This window comes from Ruegeria sp. THAF57 (assembly GCF_903914075.1).
Classification (GTDB): domain Bacteria; phylum Pseudomonadota; class Alphaproteobacteria; order Rhodobacterales; family Rhodobacteraceae; genus Ruegeria.
In genome coordinates, this window is record NZ_CAIWNQ010000007.1 from 56,170 (window position 1) to 74,847 (window position 18,678).

Consider the following 18,678-nt stretch of genomic DNA (forward strand, 5'->3'; position numbering starts at 1 on the left):
TTTACTCTCCCTTTTGTTCCTGAGCTCGTAAGCTGCGTTGAACCCAGGATGCCGTGCGTAAAAGCCGGCCATCCTCTTCGATAGCCCCAATAAGCTGAACGCCGATGGGCAGGTCGTTCTGCCCGACCAGCAAAGGCAGCGAGAGGCATGGCAAACCCGCAAGTGTCCAGGTCAGACAAAAAACGGAATCGCCGGTGTGCCCCACAGTCAGTGGAACAGCTTCTCCTGTTGCTGCCGGGGCCAAGATTGCATCGAATTCGTTGAAATACTCTGCAAAAAAGCCTTGAGCAGATGCCATGACGGACAAGGCATCTTCGTATTGGGCCTCGCTGATATTTGCACCGCGGTTTATTGCGGAGTGCATCTCGGCGCTGATTTCCGACCAATGGGCATCTGAAACTTCCATCATATTCTGTCGAATTTCGTAGTCATAGATCGTTTTGTGTACGTTGATGAGATCAGCCAGTTGAGGGGATACCGAAAAGCGCTCGACCCGGCCGCCTAGGCTGTCAATCACTGCATTCAGACCATCAAGGGCATCTGCATCGAGGCGGTCGTTGAACGGAAAATCCAGCCAGGCGATGTTCGGCTCGACCGGAACGTCCGCCTTAGCGCCGGTCAACATTTCCGCGCGTGGCCGAGCAAAGCTGGCAGGATCGCTTTGGTCATATCCGGCCACCACATCTGCCAGCAAAGCGACATCCTCAAGCGAGTTGGCAAACCCCCCAACGTGATCCAAAGAAACCGACGTCCTGAAAACCCCGCTGCGCGAGATCATTCCACGGGTCGGCTTGAAGCCAAAAACGCCGCAGAACGAGGCCGGACGGATGACCGACCCGCCGGTCTGTGTCCCGATAGCCAAAGGTACGTGTCTGGCTGCTACGGCTGCGGCCGATCCGCTTGAAGACCCCCCAGGTGTTCTATTCTGGTCGAAGGGGTTGGTGGTGTCGGTCGGGTGCATAAAGGCAAACTCGGTTGTCTTTGTCTTGCCCATGATGACAGCGCCAGATTCTCGAAGTAGTTCAACTAGCCTTGCATCTGTTTCAGGTTGTCGGCCCTCAAAGATCGGTGTCCCCCGCTGGGTGGGCATATCTTTTGTGTCGACAATGTCCTTCAGCGCTACGGGCACACCATGCAGCGGACCAGTTGCCCGGCCTGCCTTTCTGATGCGATCCAACTCGCGGGCCTGATCCAGCGCTAAGCCTGCGTCAAGGTAAGCCCACGCGCGCAAAACACTGTCGGTTTCCTCGATACGCTTCAGGCAGTCTTCAACTAGTGCTTCGGAAGAAAAACGTCCCTCCCGAATGCCCTCGGCGGATTGGACCGCCGAGAACAATGACAGATCATGCTTGGTCATGGCACCCAAACCCCAAATAGGTAGTCAGGCAACCAAAGCGCGATGCCCGGGAACTGGTACATGAGCACCATGCAAAGGATCACGATGGCCAGATAGGGCATCAAACCTTTGAAGATCTCCATCAGTTGGATCTGGTTCTTGAGAACCCCTTTTAGGTAGTACGCTGACATGGCCATCGGCGGCGTCAGAAACGAGGTCTGCAAGTTGAGAGCAACCAGCATCGCGAAGAAATACGGGTTGACCCCAAAGGTCTCCAGCATAGGCAGAAAGATCGGCACGAAGATGATGAGGATCTCGGACCATTCAAGCGGCCAGCCAAGCAGGAAGATGATCAACTGAGCTAGTACCAAGAACTGCCAAGGTTGCAGATTCATGCCAACGACCCAATGCTCGATAACGTCATGTCCACCGAGATACGAAAAGATCGACGCAAAGGTCCATGAACCCACGAACAACCAGCACACCATTGCGGTGGCCTTGGCAGTTAGGAAAACGCTTTGTTTAACCTTGTCCCATGTGAGCGACCTGTAAAGCATCGCTAGCACCAGTCCGCCCAATGCGCCCATTGCAGCTGCTTCAGCCGGGGTCGCCAAGCCTCCTAGAATTGAGCCAAGTACCAGCATGATCAAAACGGTTAAAGGTACAAATGATACCAACAGGTCCATATAGATCTGGCGTTTTGGAGGAATGTCGTCCTCTTGCGGCTTCGGTGCCAGCGATGGATTCAACCAAACGCGTACCATCACGTAGACGATGTACAAACCCGCCAGCAGCAATCCCGGAAAAACCGCCGCAGCATACAAACGCAATGGCGAAAGCTCAGCAATTGCGGCATAGACGATCAACATAATCGAAGGCGGGATCAGAATGCCCAAAGTACCGCCCGCGCAGATAACGCCAGAAGCGAAGCTACGTTGATACCCTGCATTTGCCATCGCTGGATAGGCCAGCAGGCCCATCAGGGTAACAACCGCGCCAACAATCCCGGACGCCGTTGAGAATACAGCACAGGTCAGAAGTGCGGCGATTGCCAGTGACCCGGGTAGGTTTCGGGCAGCCATATACAGTGAGAAGAACAGACGATCGACGATGTTCGCTCGCTCAACCACGTAACCCATAAATAAGAATAATGGGATTGCAACAAGCGTGTCGTTCTCCATCACCGAGTAGGTGTTTTGGTTGAGAAGATAGAAGATGTTGTTGTTGAAAATATCCGCGATGCTCTCTGGCGCGGACTGGTAATAGGCGTAGTACCCAAATCCAACACCCATAGCGAGCAGTGTGAATGCGATTGGAAAGCCCAGCAGCACCAAAACAATGAAGAGGCTGAGCATCAAGATGGCGACCTGAGGATCAGTCATCGTTGCGGCCTCCTTCTTCGGTGCCCGTAGTCCGAATTTTGTCGATAGTCTCTTCCATCAACATGTCCTCGGTCTCGCGCACGTCATCTAGCCGCTCAAGCCAGACACCATTTCGCATTGCCAGCCAGCATCGCGCCATTTCCGCAAGTCCTTGCAACATCAACAAGAAACCAGCAACTGGGATCAGAGTTTTGAAGAAGTAGATTTGGATTCGGGCGGGGCTGTTCCAGCTGACCTCTTCATAGCGCCAACTGTCTTTCGCTATCTCCCATCCGTACCAAAACAACGCGAACATGCCGGGGAAGAAGAAGAGGATGTAAAGAACGAAATCGACACGGGCCTGCCAGCGGACAGAGAACAATCGATACAGAACGTCGCCCCTGACATGAGCATCTTGAGCCAATGCATATGCCCCGGCCATTAGGAACAAAGCGCCGTACATTTGGACCATCATATCGAACGCCCAGACGGTTGGCTTGTTAAGCACATAACGGACGAACACTTCGTAGGACACGGAAAGTGTCAATATTAGGATGCACCATCCGAAGGCTTTGCCGACCCATTGGCTTAGCCCTTCGATGGCGTGGATTGTCTTGATCAAGGTCAGTTCCTCGCCTGTTCTGCCCGGAGTTTAGGAAGCCGCACAGCTGCGCGGCTTCCAATCTTCAGAGATCGTCAGACCTCAACCGAAATAGTGCTTGTAAGCCAGTTTGTAGTCCGGCTGGTTCAAGTTGAGGTAGTTCATCACTGTTTTTGCGTAGGCCTTCTGGCTATCGACAACTTTGGCAAAGAATGGATCTTCATTTGAGATCCGATCGACCACAACGTCCCAAGCCTCCAGTTGCGCCTGCATCACACTGTCGGGCGTGCGATACACGTTCACTCCTTGCTCTTCGGCCAGCGTTACCAAGTCATCTGCGTAACGCTTTGTGTTGTTCCAATAGAAGTTGGAGTTTTCGGCCTCTGAAGCATACTTAAGGATTGCTTGAAGCTCGGGCGCCAGAGCGTTGAACTTGTCTTTGTTGAAGGTAACTTCGAAGAACTCCTGACTTTGGTGGAAGGATGCCAGGTGATAATGCTTCGACACGTCCTGCATGCCAAAGTCGCGGTCGGATGTCGGGTTGTTGAACTCGGCCGCGTCGATAAGGCCAGATTTCATTGCGGGCTGGATTTCGCCGCCAGGAAGCTGCACTACCGACATACCCATCTCAAGCAAAACATCCGCCGCAAGTCCAACGGTACGATACTTCAAGCCGTTCATTTGATCAGAGCTTGTGATCTCTTCTTTGAACCAGCCCAACGGTTGTGCCGGCATTGGCGAGTTAAAGAAGGACACGACGTTCAATCCGAGGATTCCCATCAACTCGTCGAACAGTTCCTGCCCGCCGCCGTAGTTTACCCAACCCAGGACTTCTTGGCTTGACCATCCAAAGCACGGACCAGTCCCAAACAGCGACGCTGTCTTGGATTTAGAGTACCAGTAAGCCGGTACATAGTGCGCTGCATCCAGTACGCCGCGATGGACCGCGTCCTGCATTTGACTAGTTTTCACGACCGAGTTCACAGGCAGTAGCTCAATCGTCAGCTTGCCGCCGGACATTTCGTTGACGCGATTTACGTAAGACTGTGCATTTTCAAGAAAGATGCCGCCGCCCCAGGCAGCTTGCATCTTGAGGTTTGTTCCTTCCTGCGCATGGACCGCCGGGGCCGCGAGCGCACCAGCGCCCACAACAGCAGAGCCACGCAGAAAATTTCTGCGGTTCAAAGATTTTGTCATGTTTCCTCCCTTGACTGCGCCATCTCCGTTTTCTGCTTCGGTGCTGGCGCCAATCCGCTGTTAAGCGAATGAGGACAACGATAAATCAGATTCCAAAATTTTCAAAATATTTTGGAATAACCTTCTTTTTTCAGTTTAAACTGCTATTAAACTACTGAAATAAATTGATTAATATTTTTCATTTTTTTACTGTTACTGCCGAGCTAGAATCTTAAGCTAAGAAACAGCGCATTGGTTTCACTGATTATGAACGAACATAAAACTGCCAATCGTCGAGGACGTCCGCGACTGAAGTCGAATGAAGAGAACATCGGCGCACCACCTGTTGGGGCACTTGATCGCGGTATTCGTGTCTTGATCTACATAGCCGACACACGCTCTACTACGCTTGCTGAGATTTCAAAGGTTACACAGATACCGCCTGCAACGGCACACAGGCTTCTGACAACACTTCAGCAGCGTGGCATGGTTACTCATGATGTTGAGCAAGGCAAATGGCGTATAGGCCCGCAAGCTTATCGCATTGGCAGCACCTTTGAAGAAGGGTCAAACTTGCTGGAAGTTGCACCGCCAGTTATGAGGGTGCTGTCAGAAGAAACTGGAGAGACTGCAAATCTAGCAATCGAGGAAGGTGGGCAATTGCTCTACCTTACCCAAGTCGAATCCGACAATCCGATAAGGGCCTCTTTCAAGAACGGGACAGCGGCTTTTTTTCACACATCCGGTGTGGGTAAAGCCATCATGGCCTTTATGGACAAGGATGAGTTAGAGAGTATTTTGACGCCGCTAACACTGGTAAGTCAGACACCAAATTCAATTACTGACATAAAGGAGTTACAGGAAGAGCTCCGTAAATCCAGGCATCGGGGCTGGACGTTGGACGACGAAGAACGTTTCCCAGGCATGCGTTGTATTGCAGCACCTGTATTCGACTCTTTGGGAAAGGTTGTGGCTGGCGTTTCGATCTCGGGACCAATTACAAGATTTCCAGACAGTAAGCTCGAAACTCTGGCGGCATCGGTCGTCAAGGCAGCGACAGATATCTCAGAAAGACTGCAAAGCTAGTCTTTGGGAGATTAACTTCCCGCTAATGAGCATCCCTTTTTTAGGTGTCTGCATTGAGCCCATTTTGTCCGATGCCGCGCGGCGCATGAATTTCCGGTACTGGGCATTTAATCGATGGTTAGGCGACAAGGCCCAGCTCTTTGTCGGTGGCTGTCGCTGCATACTTTTCCCTTGGGGGCATGGGTCTCGATTGCCAAAGCGGTTCGAAGGTGAAACTTGAAACGCTGCGACCGTCAGGTAGGGCGCCGTTTCCGGCCCCGAGCGCGTAGTCGTAGTAGAGTTTGACGATCTCTTCTTCAGTCACCTGCGATGTTTCTGGATGCGCCATGCATGCATCACGCCACACTCGTACCCGGTCATAGTCTTTGCCAACGGGTAATTTGAACCCTTCGTAGTAGTCAAGGAACCAAAACCGCTTGAACATCGGGGTAAAAACTGCCTCTGCCAAACCGAAGTCCTCGAACAGGAATGGGCCAGTCGGATTATGATGACGTAGGAAATCATCAAGGTCTCGATAGAGCGCGAGGAGTTTATTCAAATGCTCATCTCGGCGCGCCTGATCCTGATTCATGACAAAGAGATAGCCCGCCATTGTGAAGGGTCCTTCGCGGGCGATCAGCATCGACTCAATGGCATGTTCGGCAGGATCACTGCGGCGTAATGGTGCCCCCGGCAGAGCCTCGTCAAGATAGCGCAGGATCACGAGGCTTTCTTTCAATATACGACCGTCGCTGGTTTCCAGCACCGGCAAGGCTGTCGTCCCCCGGGTCTTGGCCAGCAATTCCGGATCGCGTGGCTTGGTGATGTCTACGACACGAAATTCTACGGCATCCGGCAGTCCCCGCAAAGCCAGTAGGATTTCCAGTCGCTGCGAGAAGGGACAGACGGGGATATGATAGACGATGTGTTTCTTAGTCATGTGTTCAATCCAACGGCGGGCCGGTGAAGGCCATGTTGTGCCGCTTGGCGCTCTCCTCAATGGCGGGCATGTCCTCTGGGATACGGCACTGACCGGCTGCCATGTCGAAAAAGAAACCTTCGAATCCGCCGGGCGTCAGGATCACGAGATGGCGGCAAGGTTCGTCGTCTGTCACCTTGAAGGTATGTTCCTTGCCACGTGGGATGAATACGCTTTCGCCGACCCCTGCGGAAAACTCCTCGCCTTCCAACCAGAACCTGCATGTGCCGGTGACGATTACGAAGGTTTCGTCTTCGTTTTGATGCACGTGGCGTGGAGGGCCGCTACCAGCAGGAGACCAGCTGTCCACAATAGACATAGTGCCACCCGTCTGTTCTGAGGCGAGGATGGTTTTGTATTTTACGCCGAGCCATTCGATGGCTCCGTCGATTTGGGCCAGGTCCTTCATCGTTTCTCTCCATTAGCATTGGATTGAAACGAAAGCGCTTCCGTTGACAGAAGCCTATCCGAAGGCCAACCTATCAGGCAAACCGCAATATCTAATAAAGGATATCGGCCAAGTGAATTTCGCTACACTGGACCTCAACCTTTTGCGCGTGTTGGACGCCCTCTTTAGCGAAGGCTCAACTGTGAAGGCGGCCGACAGGCTAGCGATGTCGCAATCCGCAGTTTCGGGTGCATTGTCGCGTCTTCGTCATGCTTTGGACGACCCCCTTTTTGTCCGGCAGGGAAACCGTTTGGTTGCTACCGATTATGCATCCAATATTGAATCCGGTTTGCGGGAAGAACTCGAACGTCTTGAGGCTTTGCTAGCTCCGCCAGCTACCTTTGATCCGCGAACCGCTGAAGGCACTTTCCGGATCGCTGCCAGCGATTTCTTCGCGGAACTCCTGATGCCACCTTTGGGTGATCGCCTGCAAAAGTCAGCGCCCAATCTACGAGCGCAGCTGGTTGATCTGGTTCCGAATGACTATGTGGCCAGTCTAGAACGACGTAACGCTGACATTGCGCTGATCCCAGATTTGCTCCTGCCGGACTGGGTCAATCGGGAGCCACTCTTCCATTCGCCGTTCCACGTGATAGCTCGCAAGGGAAATCCAAAGCTTGAGGGGCTTCAGGAAGAAACGCAGATGCACATGGATACGTTCTGCGCACTCCACCACGTCTTGTTTTCCCCAGAAGGGAACCTGGCTGCGATGGGTGATGCTGCCCTTAATCGCGTCGGAAAAGAGCGACAGGTTGCTATGACAGTACCGGTCTTTAGTGGCGTTTGCCGTGCGGTGAGCGAAAGCGACCTCATCGCGCTTGTACCCGCTCAGCTTGCAAGGAAATTGGCCAAGACATTCGAACTGAACGTGTTCGAACCACCGATGCATATTGAACCAGCGTTGATCATCGGCATCTGGCACAAGCGTTCTGACAACGCCCCGATGGCGGCTTGGATGCGTAGCCAAGTCTTTGAATTAATGAAGGGTCTGGAGTTTGACAGTTAGTTAAACTTTTCCACGTAGAACCCGTCGGATAAATACAAGTTGATGTTTGAAAGACTAAATCGGATTACACGAAACAGCCAATGCAGACATTCGCTCAGCCGCAACGAACGACAGCTTTGTCCGCAGAGCGGTCATTAAATCGGAACGCAGCGAACGGCTGCTCTGAGCCCAATGCGGACGTTCAAATGCAGCAAAAACCAGTTACTGTTGAGCGCAAAACATTGAATGTGACTTCAACTGGAAACACAAATAACGCCATATTGTTAAGATCATCACGTTATCCAGTTAGCCTGAAAATTAGACGCTCCTTCCAAAGGCAGTTTTTAACCAAGCCTGAATGACTTGAAAAATCTGATCTATGCGTAAAACTTAAAGAATGAGTGAGTATTTTGACGAAATGTTCAATGGCGATGGATCACTCAGAGGTCCATACGAAGAGATCGGCCGCTGGTTCAACGCGGAAGACGTATCACGACTGAGGGCGAAACAGCGCGAAGCCGAAAAAGTTTTTAGGCTGACGGGCATCACTTTTAACGTTTATGGCAAAGCCGAGGCCGAAGAACGTCTGATACCTTTTGATATCGTGCCACGAGTTATTTCAGCGCGGGAATGGCAGCGGTTGGAACGCGGTATCGAACAGCGGGTGCGGGCAATCAACGCATTTCTACATGACATTTACCACCGTCAGGAAATTGTCCGGGCCGGGCGTGTACCTGCTGAAATGATTGCCGGAAACGAGGCCTTCCTGCCGCAGATGCTTGGGGTCTCACCACCCGGTCAGGTCTATACGCACATTGTCGGCGTCGATCTGGTGCGAACCGGCCCAGACGAGTTTTTCGTCCTGGAAGACAATGCTCGTACGCCATCCGGGGTCAGCTATATGCTGGAGAACCGGGAGACGATGCTAAAGATGTTCCCCGAGCTTTTTAGCGCGACAAATGTTCGGAATGTTTCCGACTACCCCCGCAATCTGAGGCGGTCTCTTGCGGCCTGTGCGCCAGCTTGCGCAGACGGAGAACCCACTGTCGCGGTGTTAACCCCCGGCATCTATAACTCAGCCTACTATGAACATGCGTTTCTTGCTGATCAAATGGCCGTGGAATTGGTCGAAGGCCACGACCTTCGCGTTGTCGACGGGCGCGTCTGCATGCGCACCACCAGAGGCTATAAACCCATCGACGTGCTTTATCGCAGGGTTGATGACGACTTCTTGGATCCATTGAATTTCAACCCTGACAGTGCATTGGGTGTGCCAGGCATTCTGGACGTTTATCGCGCAGGCGGCGTCACGATCGCGAACGCACCCGGAACGGGTATTGCCGATGACAAGGCGATCTATTCCTACATGCCCGAGATCGTCGAATTTTACACGGGCGAAAAGCCTCTGCTTCAAAATTGTCCAACCTGGCGATGCAGCGACCCTGTCTCGCTGTCTTACGTCATGGACAACCTGTCCGAGCTTGTTGTGAAAGAAGTGCATGGGTCTGGCGGTTACGGTATGTTGATTGGCCCGACCGCCAGCAAAAAAGAGATTTCTGCTTTCCGGGACAAGCTCAAAGCGCGGCCAGCGAACTATATCGCTCAGCCGACACTGTCTCTTTCAACGGTTCCAATCTTCGCACGTTCAGGGCTGGCCCCCAGACATGTCGACCTTCGGCCGTTTGTTTTGGTGTCTCCTGACGGGATCAAAATCACACCCGGTGGATTGACCCGCGTAGCGCTGAAAAAAGGCTCGCTGGTCGTAAACTCGAGCCAGGGCGGCGGGACCAAAGACACCTGGGTTCTGGAGGACTGACCATGCTGGGAAAAACTGCTGGCGGGTTGTTCTGGATGTCCCGATACCTGGAGCGCGCGGAAAACACGGCCAGGCTGCTGGAGTCAGGTCAAAGGATGGCGTTGACCCGGACTAAGAACTCCGCCGAGGAATGGGGGTCAGTTCTGAAAACGGCCGGAGTTCTGGATGGATACCACGCCAAGTACGATGATATTACCAAGGACAACGCTGTTGATTGGGTGCTGCGGGACGCGGACAATCCATCCTCGATCAAGTCGGTTATCAAGCAGGCACGAGACAACGCGCGCCTTGTTCGGACAGCACTGACCCACGATGTGTGGAGTGCTGTAAACGCGACTTGGATGCAGATTGACGAGGTCATGAAGCGCCGCGTGAATGAGCGGGATTTGCCTGCGACGCTGGAACTCATTCGTCAACAGGCGGCTCTGGTGCGCGGTGCCACCTTGGGGACGATGCTGCGCAATGACATTTTCGACTTCACCCGCATTGGCACTTTTGTCGAGAGGGCAGACAATACCGGGCGCATTCTGGACGTGAAATACTATGTTCTTCTGCCCACAGCCTTCTCGGTTGGCTCGTCACTGGACAACATCCAATGGGAAAGCATCTTGCGTTCCGTCGGCGCTGGTGGAGGGTATCGAATGACCCATGGTGAGAAAACCCGGCCGTCTGACATTGCGCAGTTTCTGATCTTGGATCAGCGGATGCCTCGCAGCCTTCACTTTTGCTGCAGAAAGATTCAGGAGAACCTGTCATACCTGAAGAAAGACTACGGCTTTGCCGGGCCTTCGGGCGAGGCGTCTAATGCTCTCTACGAAAAATACCTGGATCAGAAGATCTCAGATATCTTCGAAATCGGACTTCACGAATACATTCAGGACTTTCTAGCCGACCTCGGCAACTTAAGCCGTCAGATCGAGATTGATTACCGGTTCTACGAGTAGACAATGAAACTGCACATTCGACACGAGACACGATACGATTTCGACGCACCAGTTCCCTTCGGGTTGCAACAGCTCAGGAAGACACCAAAGTCCTTTCGCAATCAAAGCATCGAAAGTTGGAACACAGAAATCACCGGCGGGCGAAAAGAACTGACGTTTGAAGACTACCACCGTAACACCGTGGAATTGATCAGTTTCGACGCAGACACCCAAAGTATTTCGTTGATCTCTGAAGGCGTTGTTGAGGTGGAAGACATCCACGGCGTCTTGGGGCGTCACGAAGGGTCGACACCCTTGTGGCTGTTCAATAGGGGTACCCCGCAGACAACGCCGGGGAAAGGGGTTGCTGAACTGATAGGCGCGTTACCCAAAGGCGAGCCGCTGGAACAGATGCATGCCCTGTCCGAAAACATTCGAACTCAGGTCGCGTATGAAATTGGAAGTTCGCAACCGAGCTGGAGCGCAGAAGATGCCCTCAAAGCTGGGCGTGGCGTGTGTCAGGACCACACTCATATCTTCATTACATGCGCGCGACAGATCGGAGTGCCAGCACGCTATGTATCGGGTTACTTGATGATGAGCGAAACGGAACTGCAGGACGCGACCCATGCCTGGGCCGAAGTGCATTTGGACGGGCTTGGCTGGGTCGGGTTTGACGTTTCAAACGGGATCTCGCCTGACGATCGATACGTCCGCGTTGCAACCGGGCTGGACTATGCCCAAGCCGCACCGGTAATAGGGAATAGAATTGGGACAGCGGGCGAGCAATTGACAGTGCAGTTGCAGGTCGCACAGCAGTAACGGAGAAATTGATGACCTATGCTGTGGGCATGCGGCTGAATCGCGGGCTGGTGTTCATGTCCGATACGCGCACGAATGCAGGCGTGGACAATGTTTCGACCTTCAACAAGATGTTCAATTGGACGGTAGAAGGGGACCGTTCGATCACAATCCTAACGGCTGGAAACCTTGCGACTACTCAGGCCACAATAAGCCTTTTGGAAGAACGAACAAAAGCGCCGGCAGATCGTTCACCATCGATTTTAGAGGCACCGACAATGTTTCAAGTTGCGCAACTGGTCGCGGCTACTCTGAACGACGTCATCGAGGAGCATGCCCGGTCCGGTCAGCAAGCTGACAGCGCTTTTCACGCGACGCTCATTGTTGGAGGCCAGATCAACGGCGGCCCGTCTCGCCTGTTTTTGATCTACCCTGAAGGCAATTTCATCGAGGCCGGCGACGACACCCCGTTCTTTCAGATCGGTGAAACAAAATATGGCCGTCCTATTCTGGTGCGAGCCTACGATCCGGAAATGAGTTTTCCAGAAACCGTGAAACTCTTGCTTGTCAGTTTTGACTCCACGATTAAGGCCAATCTGTCTGTCGGTGCTCCGCTCGACCTGCTTCTCTACGATGAAGACAGCCTTGACGGCGGTACGCGGTCAAGATTCGAGTCCGACGACCAGTACTTTCGCATTGTTTCCGACGGATGGGGAGATGCGTTGAAGTCGGCCTTGGCCAAACTTCCAGAATACAAATCGGGGCGAAAGTCAAACGATTGAGCGTCCGCATTTTCCGCATAGCAGTCATACAAGCCGAGTGCAGCGAATACCTGCTTTGAGCCCATGGCAGACATTGTTCAATGTGTTCGACAACCTCACGTTTTACGAAAGTGACAAGTCACCGCGTTAGTACTAAGTTGAGACATAAATATTCAAATGTTTAACTGCCCAGTTTCTCAGCTTCACCCAGCGCGAGTTTCATATGTCCAAGTTCAAATTTCCTACCGCCTTTACCATTCTGTTCATACTGATTGCCGTCGTGGCCGCCCTTACATGGGTTATTCCGGCCGGTGAGTACGACCGTCAGATGAACGAAGCTCTGGGCAGCGAAGCGCCTGTCCCGGGCACCTACCACGAAGTCGAGCCGAACCCCCAAGGACTTACGGCAGTTATCCTTGCCCCGATTGCAGGTATGTACGATCCCGGTCTTCTGGGAAGTTCATCCAGCGCGGCGATTGATGTCGCTTTGTTTGTTTTAGTCATCGGCGGTTTCCTGATGGTTGTCACCAAGACAGGAGCTATCGACGCCGGCATCGGTTGGTTGCTGCACAGGTTGGCCGGGCGGGAAATCCTGATGATCCCAATCCTGATGGTCGCCTTTGCCTTTGGCGGGACAAGCTATGGCATGGCGGAAGAATCCCTGGCGTTCTACGCTCTGATTATTCCGGTCTTTATTCGGGCAGGGTACGACTCCTTGACCGGGGTCGCGGTGATCATGCTTGGCGCAGGCATTGGGACCCTGGGCTCAACCTTCAACGCATTTGCAACAGTTGTTGCCTCGCAAGGTGCGGGTATTCCGTTCACGAACGGGATCGTTCTTAGGTTCATTATCCTTATTCTTTGTCTTGCTGCAGGCATCGCATTCGTCATGCGATACGCATCACGCGTGAAAGCCGACCCGTCATTGTCCGTGGTGGCCGATCAGGTCGAGGAAAACCGGGCGCATTTCCTAAAGGGTTTGGAAGGCAATGATACGTTCCCCGAGATGACCAAGACGCGTTCGATCATTCTGGTTCTTTTCGGGATTACCTTCGCCATTATGATCTATGGTGTTGTCGCGCTGGGGTGGTGGATGGCGGAAATGTCCGGTCTCTTCCTGGTGATGTCCATCATCGTTTGGTGGGTCGGGAAAACGGATGAAGGGTCTAGAATGGACGAAGGGACTTTTGTGGAAACCTTCGTCGACGGAGCGCGCGATTTGCTGGGCGTTGCCCTGATCATTGGCGTCGCGCGCGGCGTGGTCGTGATTATGGACGCGGGCAAAATCACCGACACAATCCTCGCCGGAGCCGAGGGGTTTGTCTCGGGGCTGAGCGAGTTCGCCTTTATCAACGCGATGTTTGGCATTCAGATCTTGATGTCATTCCTGGTGCCGTCCTCGTCTGGGCTGGCCACGCTTTCGATGCCGATCATGGCGCCACTGGCAGACTTTGCAGGCGTCGGTCGTGACCTTGTGGTTACTGCGTACCAGTCAGCAAACGGATGGGTGAACCTGTTCAACCCGACATTTGCCGTCGTCATGGGTGGGCTAGCCATTGGCCGTGTCTCCTATGACCGGTGGCTACGTTTTGTTTTCCCGCTGCTCGTAATTCTGGCCGTGATCATCTGCGCCGCACTTACCGTTGGGGCCATAACTGATCCGGGGATCGACGGGCCCACAACCGAGACTTCAGACACAACATCGAACTGAGCCGTCGCAATGACCGATCGCTCCGCTCCAGAGACGACTTCGACATCGGGTGCGCTAGGGCTGACGGCCTGTATCGCTTTGGTTGTCGGAAACATGATCGGGTCGGGAGTGTTCCTTCTACCAGCGTCACTTGCACCGTACGGGCCAATCGCAATTGGTGGGTGGATTCTGACTTCGGCAGGGGCGCTTGTTCTCGCGATCATTTTCGGAAGGCTGTCTCGCGTCGTTTCGAAACCCGGTGGCCCCTATGCCTATTCGCAAGAAGCATTCGGAGACTTTGCAGGCTTCATAATTGCCTGGGGGTACTGGATCGCACTTTGGACTGGGAACGCAGCTGTTGCTGTCGCGTTGGTGGGATATCTGGGATTCCTGTTCCCGATTATCATCGAAGTGCCAATGTACGGCCTATCGACCGCGTTGGTTGCAATCTGGACGCTCACCTTGGTTAACATCCGAGGGGTCGAAGGGGCTGGTTTGGTTCAGATCGTGACCACCGTGCTCAAGCTCGCTCCGCTGATATTGATTGGCATATTGGGTATCTTCTGGATCAACACTGAGAACTATGTTCCGGTCAATCAAAGCGGCACCACGGCGTTTACGGCGATTTCCGCCGCGGCTGCTCTGACGCTTTGGGCTTACTTGGGCCTTGAATCTGCAACAGTTCCCTCTGGCGATGTTATCGAGCCGGAAAAGACCATTCCACGCGCCACCGTGATCGGCGTGATTATCGCGGCAAGCGTCTATATCTCGGTAACCGCCGTTTCGATGGGCGTCATTCCTGCCGAGTTGCTCGCTGTTTCCGCCGCACCTCTGGCAGCCGTCGGTGAAGTGATGTTTGGTCCCGTTGGTGGTGTCCTTGTTGCAGTGGGTGCGGTGATTTCGACCTTTGGCACTTTGAACGGCTTTACACTGCTCAGTGGCCAGGTCCCTTACGGTGCTGCCTTGGATCGCGTCTTCCCTGCAGCCTTGGGCCAAAAATCCAAATTTGGAACGCCAGCCAATGCGTTAATCCTGTCAAATGCGCTGGCTTCGGTTCTGATCATCATGAACTATGCGCAAGGGCTGGTCGCCGCATTCAACTTTGTCATTCTGCTCGCCGTTGTCGCCAGCCTGTTGCCTTATGCCATCTGCTCTGTGGCGGAGATTATGATCCGGCTGAAAGGAGGGCAGGTCCTGCACGGCCCGGAATTGGCCAAGGTCGTCGTGCTGGGCGCACTTGGGTTCATTTATTCGGTCTGGGCCTTCATCGGCTCAGGCGCTGAAACCGTTTTGGTTGGCTCGGTCCTGTTGCTTATGGGCGTGCCAATCCATGTCTGGGTCCGCTGGAGTCAGGCCAATGATATTGAAGACATTCAGAAAACAGATAGTTCGAAAGGAGAGTTGCAATGAAGCTCGGTGTTCATTCCGAGATCGGAAAGCTCAACAAGGTGATCGTCTCGCGCCCTTCACTGGCGCATGATCGTCTGACACCACGAAACTGCGAAGAGCTTTTGTTCGATGACGTGATCTGGGTCGAGCAGGCCCGCAAGGACCACGCAGAATTCTGTTCCCTGATGCGGGAACGCGGGGTCGAGGTCTACGATATTCAGGATCTGCTCGCCCAAGCTATCGCAGAAGACCCCGCAGCGCGCGCCTTCCTGCTGGACCGTCTGATCACGCCCAACATGGTCGGCCTGGGCTTTTCCGTAGAAATGCGTGCCTGGTTGGACGAGATGGATGCCAAGCTGCTTGCTCGCCATATGCTTGGCGGCATCATCTTTGCAGACCTGCCCAAGGGTATGATCGACGAACAGTTCGGTGATCTGGTTTCTCTGGGCGACTTCATCCTTCCCGCCATCCCCAACGCGCAGTTCCAGCGCGACCCCTCTTGCTGGATTTTCGATGGCGTGACGACGAACCCGATGTTCTGGCCTGCTCGTAAGCCAGAAACCCTGATTATGCGTACGGTGTATCGCCACCATAAGATGTTCAAGGACGCCGAGTTCGAGTTCTGGTGGGGCGATAGCGACGACGATTTCGGCCTCGCTTCGGTTGAGGGTGGCGACGTTCAACCGGTGGGCAACGGCACTGTCTTCATAGGTATGGGCGAGCGCACAACCCGGCAGGCCGTCGCTCAGGTTGCGGAAGCGCTGTTCACGAAGGGCGGCGCCGAACGTGTCGTCGCCTGTGCCATGCCAAAAAGCCGTGCGGCCATGCATCTGGATACCGTCTTCACTTGCCTTGACCATGACAAAGTTACTGCATTCTCGGAAGTTGCGGACCAGATCACCTGCATCTCGATCCGTCCGGGTGACCGTGGAGATTTGGATATCCACGTTGAAAAAGGGCACCTGTTCGACGTCTACAAAGAGGCCCTTGGGCTGAACTCGCTGGAAGTCATCTCGACCGGTGGAAACGAATTCCAGGCCGAGCGCGAACAATGGGATGACGGGAATAACGTCGTCGCCCTCTCGCCCGGCGTGGTCGTCGGCTATGCGCGCAACACGTTTACGAACGGCAAGATGCGCGCAGCTGGTGTCGATGTGATCGAAATCTCAGGCCAGGAACTTGGTCGTGGCCGCGGCGGTGGCCACTGCATGACCTGCCCGATCGACCGCGACCCCGCCTATTGAATTTACCAAGGGCGCGCGCCCTTGCGCCCACTGATTTTTTGTTAGGGAGAGACAAAATGGCATTCAATCTAAAAGGCCGTAGCTATCTGAAAATTGCCGATTTCAGCCAGCGTGAAATGCTGTACCTGCTGGATCTGGCCCGTGACCTGAAACGCGCGAAATATGCCCGCGCCGAACAGCCCTCGCTGACCGGCAAGAACATTTGCCTGATCTTCGAGAAAACGTCGACCCGTACCCGCTGTGCATTTGAAGTGGCCGCCTACGATCAGGGTGCAAACATCACCTATCTCGATCCGTCGGGATCGCAGATCGGGCACAAAGAGTCGATGAAGGACACTGCCCGCGTTTTGGGCCGCATGTTCGACGGGATCGAATTCCGCGGTGCGGGTCAGGACATGGTTGAGACGCTGTCTGAATATGCCGGTGTTCCGGTCTATAACGGCCTGACGGATGACTGGCATCCGACCCAGATGCTTGCCGATATGCAGACCATGATCGAGCACGCCGACAAACCCCGCAAGGACATTGTTTATGCATACTCGGGCGATTGTCGGTCGAACATGGGCAACTCGCTGCTGATGTTGGGCGCGATCATGGGCTGCGACGTGCGGATGATTTCGCCGAAAGAAACCCAGCCCCATGACGATGTGCGCGAATTGGCGATAGAGCGGGCTGAAAAGACCGGCGCACGTGTGACCATCACGGACGATACCTCGGCCGTAGAGGGCGCGGATTTCATTCATACCGATGTCTGGGTGTCGATGGGTGAGCCTAAAGAAGTCTGGGCTGAGCGGATCAAGCTGCTGAGCCCTTATCAGGTCAACATGGATCTGATGAAGAAAACCGGCAATCCAGCCGTCAAGTTCATGCACTGCCTGCCCGCCTTCCACAATCTGGAGACCAAGGTCGGTCAGGACATTCACGAACAGTTTGGCATCACCGAGATGGAAGTCACCGAGGAGGTTTTCGAAAGTGATATGAATATCGCGTTCGAGCAAGCCGAAAACCGGATGCACACGATCAAAGCGATCCTCGTCGCGACATTGGGAGCCTGATCCATGGGACGCGTTGTTGTAGCACTTGGCGGCAACGCGCTTCTCAAACGGGGGGAGGCGATGACGGCGGACAATCAGCGCAAGAACGCAAAGATTGCCGCCGAAGCCCTCGCCCCGCTCTGCGAAGCGCACGAAACCGTCATCACTCATGGCAATGGTCCGCAGGTCGGGATGCTGGCCCTGCAAGAGATCATGTATACGGATGTCGAGGAATACCCGCTGGACGTGCTGGTGGGCGAGACGATGGGGATGATTGGCTACATGATCGAGCAGGAGCTTGGGAACATCCTGCCTTTTGAGCATCACATCGCCACCCTCTTGACCATGATCGAGGTCGATCCGAGCGACCCGGCCTTTGACAATCCGACCAAGTTCATCGGGCAGGTTTATTCCGAAGCGGACGCCAAGAAAGAGGCGGCTGACAAGGGCTGGACGGTGAAACCGGATGGCGAGTACTGGCGGCGCGTGGTGCCCTCGCCCCGCCCGAAACGTATCTTTCAGGTCGAACCGATCCGTTGGATCCTGGATAAGGGCGCGACCGTGATCGCTGCTGGCGGAGGCGGCATCCCGACGATGTACCAGGCAGGCGCAGAACGGAAACTGGTCGGGGTCGAAGCCGTCATCGACAAGGATTTCGCCTCGTGCCTACTGGCGCAGAACCTTGGCGCAGATTTCTTTGTCATCGCTACAGATGCAGAAGCCGTGTTCCTGAACTGGGGAACGCCTGACCAAAAAGGTATTCGGTCGATCACTCCCGACGCGTTGGATGAGTACGACTTCCCCGCTGGATCAATGGGTCCCAAGGTGCAGTCCGCACAAGACTTTGTGCGATCCTCGGGCGGTCGGGCCGTTATTTGCGCGCTTGCTGACGTTCCTGCAGCCGTTCGCGGTGAAAAAGGTACGAAGGTATCGCTAGAGGCGGGGGAAACACAGTTTCACTAGGCCCGAAGAATAGGCTTTGTTGATTGTAATGCCTTCTATGGGACACCGGGGTCGACACTGCGCGCCGCGCGTCACTAGATAGTGCGTATGGGTTATCAGGCCATAA

17 protein-coding genes are annotated in these 18,678 nt (G+C 54.1%); 11 read left to right on the forward strand and 6 right to left on the reverse strand.

What is annotated here, in order from left to right; translation table 11 throughout:
* Position 1: 1 nt before the first annotated feature.
* The 4 genes from RUESEDTHA_RS15815 to RUESEDTHA_RS15830 all read right to left on the reverse strand — a co-directional run bounded on the left by RUESEDTHA_RS15815 (position 2) and on the right by RUESEDTHA_RS15830 (position 4,495).
* The gene (locus RUESEDTHA_RS15815; protein WP_180887713.1) at positions 2 to 1,357 is read right to left on the reverse strand and encodes an amidase; all 1,356 of its coding nucleotides are present in this window, start codon (positions 1,355 to 1,357) and stop codon (positions 2 to 4) included.
* Positions 1,354 to 2,718: a TRAP transporter large permease subunit gene (locus RUESEDTHA_RS15820; protein WP_170486367.1), complete on the reverse strand. Its 1,365-nt coding sequence runs from the start codon at positions 2,716 to 2,718 to the stop codon at positions 1,354 to 1,356. The genes RUESEDTHA_RS15815 and RUESEDTHA_RS15820 overlap by 4 nt, the downstream gene beginning before the upstream one ends.
* On the reverse strand, positions 2,711 to 3,319 hold the full coding sequence (locus RUESEDTHA_RS15825) for a TRAP transporter small permease subunit (protein ID WP_170486366.1): 609 nt from the start codon (positions 3,317 to 3,319) through the stop codon (positions 2,711 to 2,713). Before RUESEDTHA_RS15825 ends, RUESEDTHA_RS15820 begins: the two co-directional genes overlap by 8 nt.
* An 81-nt stretch (positions 3,320 to 3,400) precedes the next feature.
* Entirely contained in the window at positions 3,401 to 4,495 is a 1,095-nt protein-coding gene (locus RUESEDTHA_RS15830; RefSeq protein WP_170486365.1) for a TRAP transporter substrate-binding protein, read from the reverse strand.
* 231 nt (positions 4,496 to 4,726) lie between these two features.
* Between RUESEDTHA_RS15830 and RUESEDTHA_RS15835 the strand changes: the two genes are divergently transcribed.
* Positions 4,727 to 5,560 (forward strand): IclR family transcriptional regulator, encoded by an 834-nt coding sequence (locus tag RUESEDTHA_RS15835; protein WP_170486364.1) that lies wholly within the window; start codon positions 4,727 to 4,729, stop codon positions 5,558 to 5,560.
* 118 nt (positions 5,561 to 5,678) lie between these two features.
* Here RUESEDTHA_RS15835 and RUESEDTHA_RS15840 read toward each other — a convergent pair whose 3' ends face one another.
* Together RUESEDTHA_RS15840 and RUESEDTHA_RS15845 are read right to left on the reverse strand one after the other, a co-directional pair.
* Positions 5,679 to 6,479 (reverse strand): glutathione S-transferase family protein, encoded by an 801-nt coding sequence (locus tag RUESEDTHA_RS15840; protein ID WP_180887714.1) that lies wholly within the window; start codon positions 6,477 to 6,479, stop codon positions 5,679 to 5,681.
* A gap of 4 nt (positions 6,480 to 6,483) precedes the next feature.
* On the reverse strand, positions 6,484 to 6,927 hold the full coding sequence (locus RUESEDTHA_RS15845) for a cupin domain-containing protein (protein WP_170566140.1): 444 nt from the start codon (positions 6,925 to 6,927) through the stop codon (positions 6,484 to 6,486).
* A 43-nt stretch (positions 6,928 to 6,970) separates the two neighbouring features.
* Here RUESEDTHA_RS15845 and RUESEDTHA_RS15850 point away from each other — a divergent pair, with 43 nt between their 5' ends.
* From RUESEDTHA_RS15850 to arcC, 10 genes are all read left to right on the forward strand, one after another.
* Positions 6,971 to 7,972: a LysR family transcriptional regulator gene (locus RUESEDTHA_RS15850; RefSeq protein WP_255431783.1), complete on the forward strand. Its 1,002-nt coding sequence runs from the start codon at positions 6,971 to 6,973 to the stop codon at positions 7,970 to 7,972.
* Positions 7,973 to 8,348: 376 nt separating this feature from the next.
* Complete coding sequence (locus tag RUESEDTHA_RS15855) at positions 8,349 to 9,767, forward strand: circularly permuted type 2 ATP-grasp protein (RefSeq protein ID WP_180887715.1); 1,419 nt, start codon at positions 8,349 to 8,351, stop codon at positions 9,765 to 9,767.
* Between the two features lie 2 nt (positions 9,768 to 9,769).
* Entirely contained in the window at positions 9,770 to 10,711 is a 942-nt protein-coding gene (locus RUESEDTHA_RS15860; RefSeq protein ID WP_180887716.1) for an alpha-E domain-containing protein, read from the forward strand.
* Between the two features lie 3 nt (positions 10,712 to 10,714).
* On the forward strand, positions 10,715 to 11,512 hold the full coding sequence (locus tag RUESEDTHA_RS15865) for a transglutaminase family protein (RefSeq protein WP_180887717.1): 798 nt from the start codon (positions 10,715 to 10,717) through the stop codon (positions 11,510 to 11,512).
* A gap of 11 nt (positions 11,513 to 11,523) precedes the next feature.
* The gene (locus RUESEDTHA_RS15870) at positions 11,524 to 12,273 is read left to right on the forward strand and encodes a peptidase (RefSeq protein WP_170654239.1); all 750 of its coding nucleotides are present in this window, start codon (positions 11,524 to 11,526) and stop codon (positions 12,271 to 12,273) included.
* Positions 12,274 to 12,475: 202 nt separating this feature from the next.
* Positions 12,476 to 13,963, forward strand: a complete 1,488-nt coding sequence (locus tag RUESEDTHA_RS15875; protein WP_180887718.1) for a YfcC family protein — start codon at positions 12,476 to 12,478, stop codon at positions 13,961 to 13,963.
* Between the two features lie 9 nt (positions 13,964 to 13,972).
* Positions 13,973 to 15,352: an amino acid permease gene (locus RUESEDTHA_RS15880; RefSeq protein WP_171125955.1), complete on the forward strand. Its 1,380-nt coding sequence runs from the start codon at positions 13,973 to 13,975 to the stop codon at positions 15,350 to 15,352.
* Complete coding sequence (locus RUESEDTHA_RS15885) at positions 15,349 to 16,575, forward strand: arginine deiminase (RefSeq protein WP_180887719.1); 1,227 nt, start codon at positions 15,349 to 15,351, stop codon at positions 16,573 to 16,575. Before RUESEDTHA_RS15880 ends, RUESEDTHA_RS15885 begins: the two co-directional genes overlap by 4 nt.
* Positions 16,576 to 16,631: 56 nt before the next feature.
* Positions 16,632 to 17,630 carry an ornithine carbamoyltransferase gene (gene argF, locus RUESEDTHA_RS15890; protein WP_170654231.1) on the forward strand — a complete coding sequence of 333 codons (999 nt, stop codon included), beginning with the start codon at positions 16,632 to 16,634 and terminating at the stop codon, positions 17,628 to 17,630.
* A 3-nt stretch (positions 17,631 to 17,633) separates the two neighbouring features.
* The gene (gene arcC, locus RUESEDTHA_RS15895; protein ID WP_180887720.1) at positions 17,634 to 18,572 is read left to right on the forward strand and encodes a carbamate kinase; all 939 of its coding nucleotides are present in this window, start codon (positions 17,634 to 17,636) and stop codon (positions 18,570 to 18,572) included.
* Positions 18,573 to 18,678 lie beyond the last annotated feature (106 nt).

Coding starts and splice junctions, on each gene's coding strand:
- RUESEDTHA_RS15855 (WP_180887715.1), top strand. CDS start 8,349: ATGAGTGAGTATTTTGACGAAATGTTCAATGGCGATGGATCACTCAGA.
- arcC (WP_180887720.1), top strand. CDS start 17,634: ATGGGACGCGTTGTTGTAGCACTTGGCGGCAACGCGCTTCTCAAACGG.
- RUESEDTHA_RS15820 (WP_170486367.1), bottom strand. CDS start 2,718: ATGACTGATCCTCAGGTCGCCATCTTGATGCTCAGCCTCTTCATTGTT.
- RUESEDTHA_RS15875 (WP_180887718.1), top strand. CDS start 12,476: ATGTCCAAGTTCAAATTTCCTACCGCCTTTACCATTCTGTTCATACTG.
- RUESEDTHA_RS15870 (WP_170654239.1), top strand. CDS start 11,524: ATGACCTATGCTGTGGGCATGCGGCTGAATCGCGGGCTGGTGTTCATG.
- RUESEDTHA_RS15830 (WP_170486365.1), bottom strand. CDS start 4,495: ATGACAAAATCTTTGAACCGCAGAAATTTTCTGCGTGGCTCTGCTGTT.
- RUESEDTHA_RS15845 (WP_170566140.1), bottom strand. CDS start 6,927: ATGAAGGACCTGGCCCAAATCGACGGAGCCATCGAATGGCTCGGCGTA.
- RUESEDTHA_RS15885 (WP_180887719.1), top strand. CDS start 15,349: ATGAAGCTCGGTGTTCATTCCGAGATCGGAAAGCTCAACAAGGTGATC.
- RUESEDTHA_RS15865 (WP_180887717.1), top strand. CDS start 10,715: ATGAAACTGCACATTCGACACGAGACACGATACGATTTCGACGCACCA.
- argF (WP_170654231.1), top strand. CDS start 16,632: ATGGCATTCAATCTAAAAGGCCGTAGCTATCTGAAAATTGCCGATTTC.
- RUESEDTHA_RS15840 (WP_180887714.1), bottom strand. CDS start 6,479: ATGACTAAGAAACACATCGTCTATCATATCCCCGTCTGTCCCTTCTCG.
- RUESEDTHA_RS15815 (WP_180887713.1), bottom strand. CDS start 1,357: ATGACCAAGCATGATCTGTCATTGTTCTCGGCGGTCCAATCCGCCGAG.
- RUESEDTHA_RS15860 (WP_180887716.1), top strand. CDS start 9,770: ATGCTGGGAAAAACTGCTGGCGGGTTGTTCTGGATGTCCCGATACCTG.
- RUESEDTHA_RS15880 (WP_171125955.1), top strand. CDS start 13,973: ATGACCGATCGCTCCGCTCCAGAGACGACTTCGACATCGGGTGCGCTA.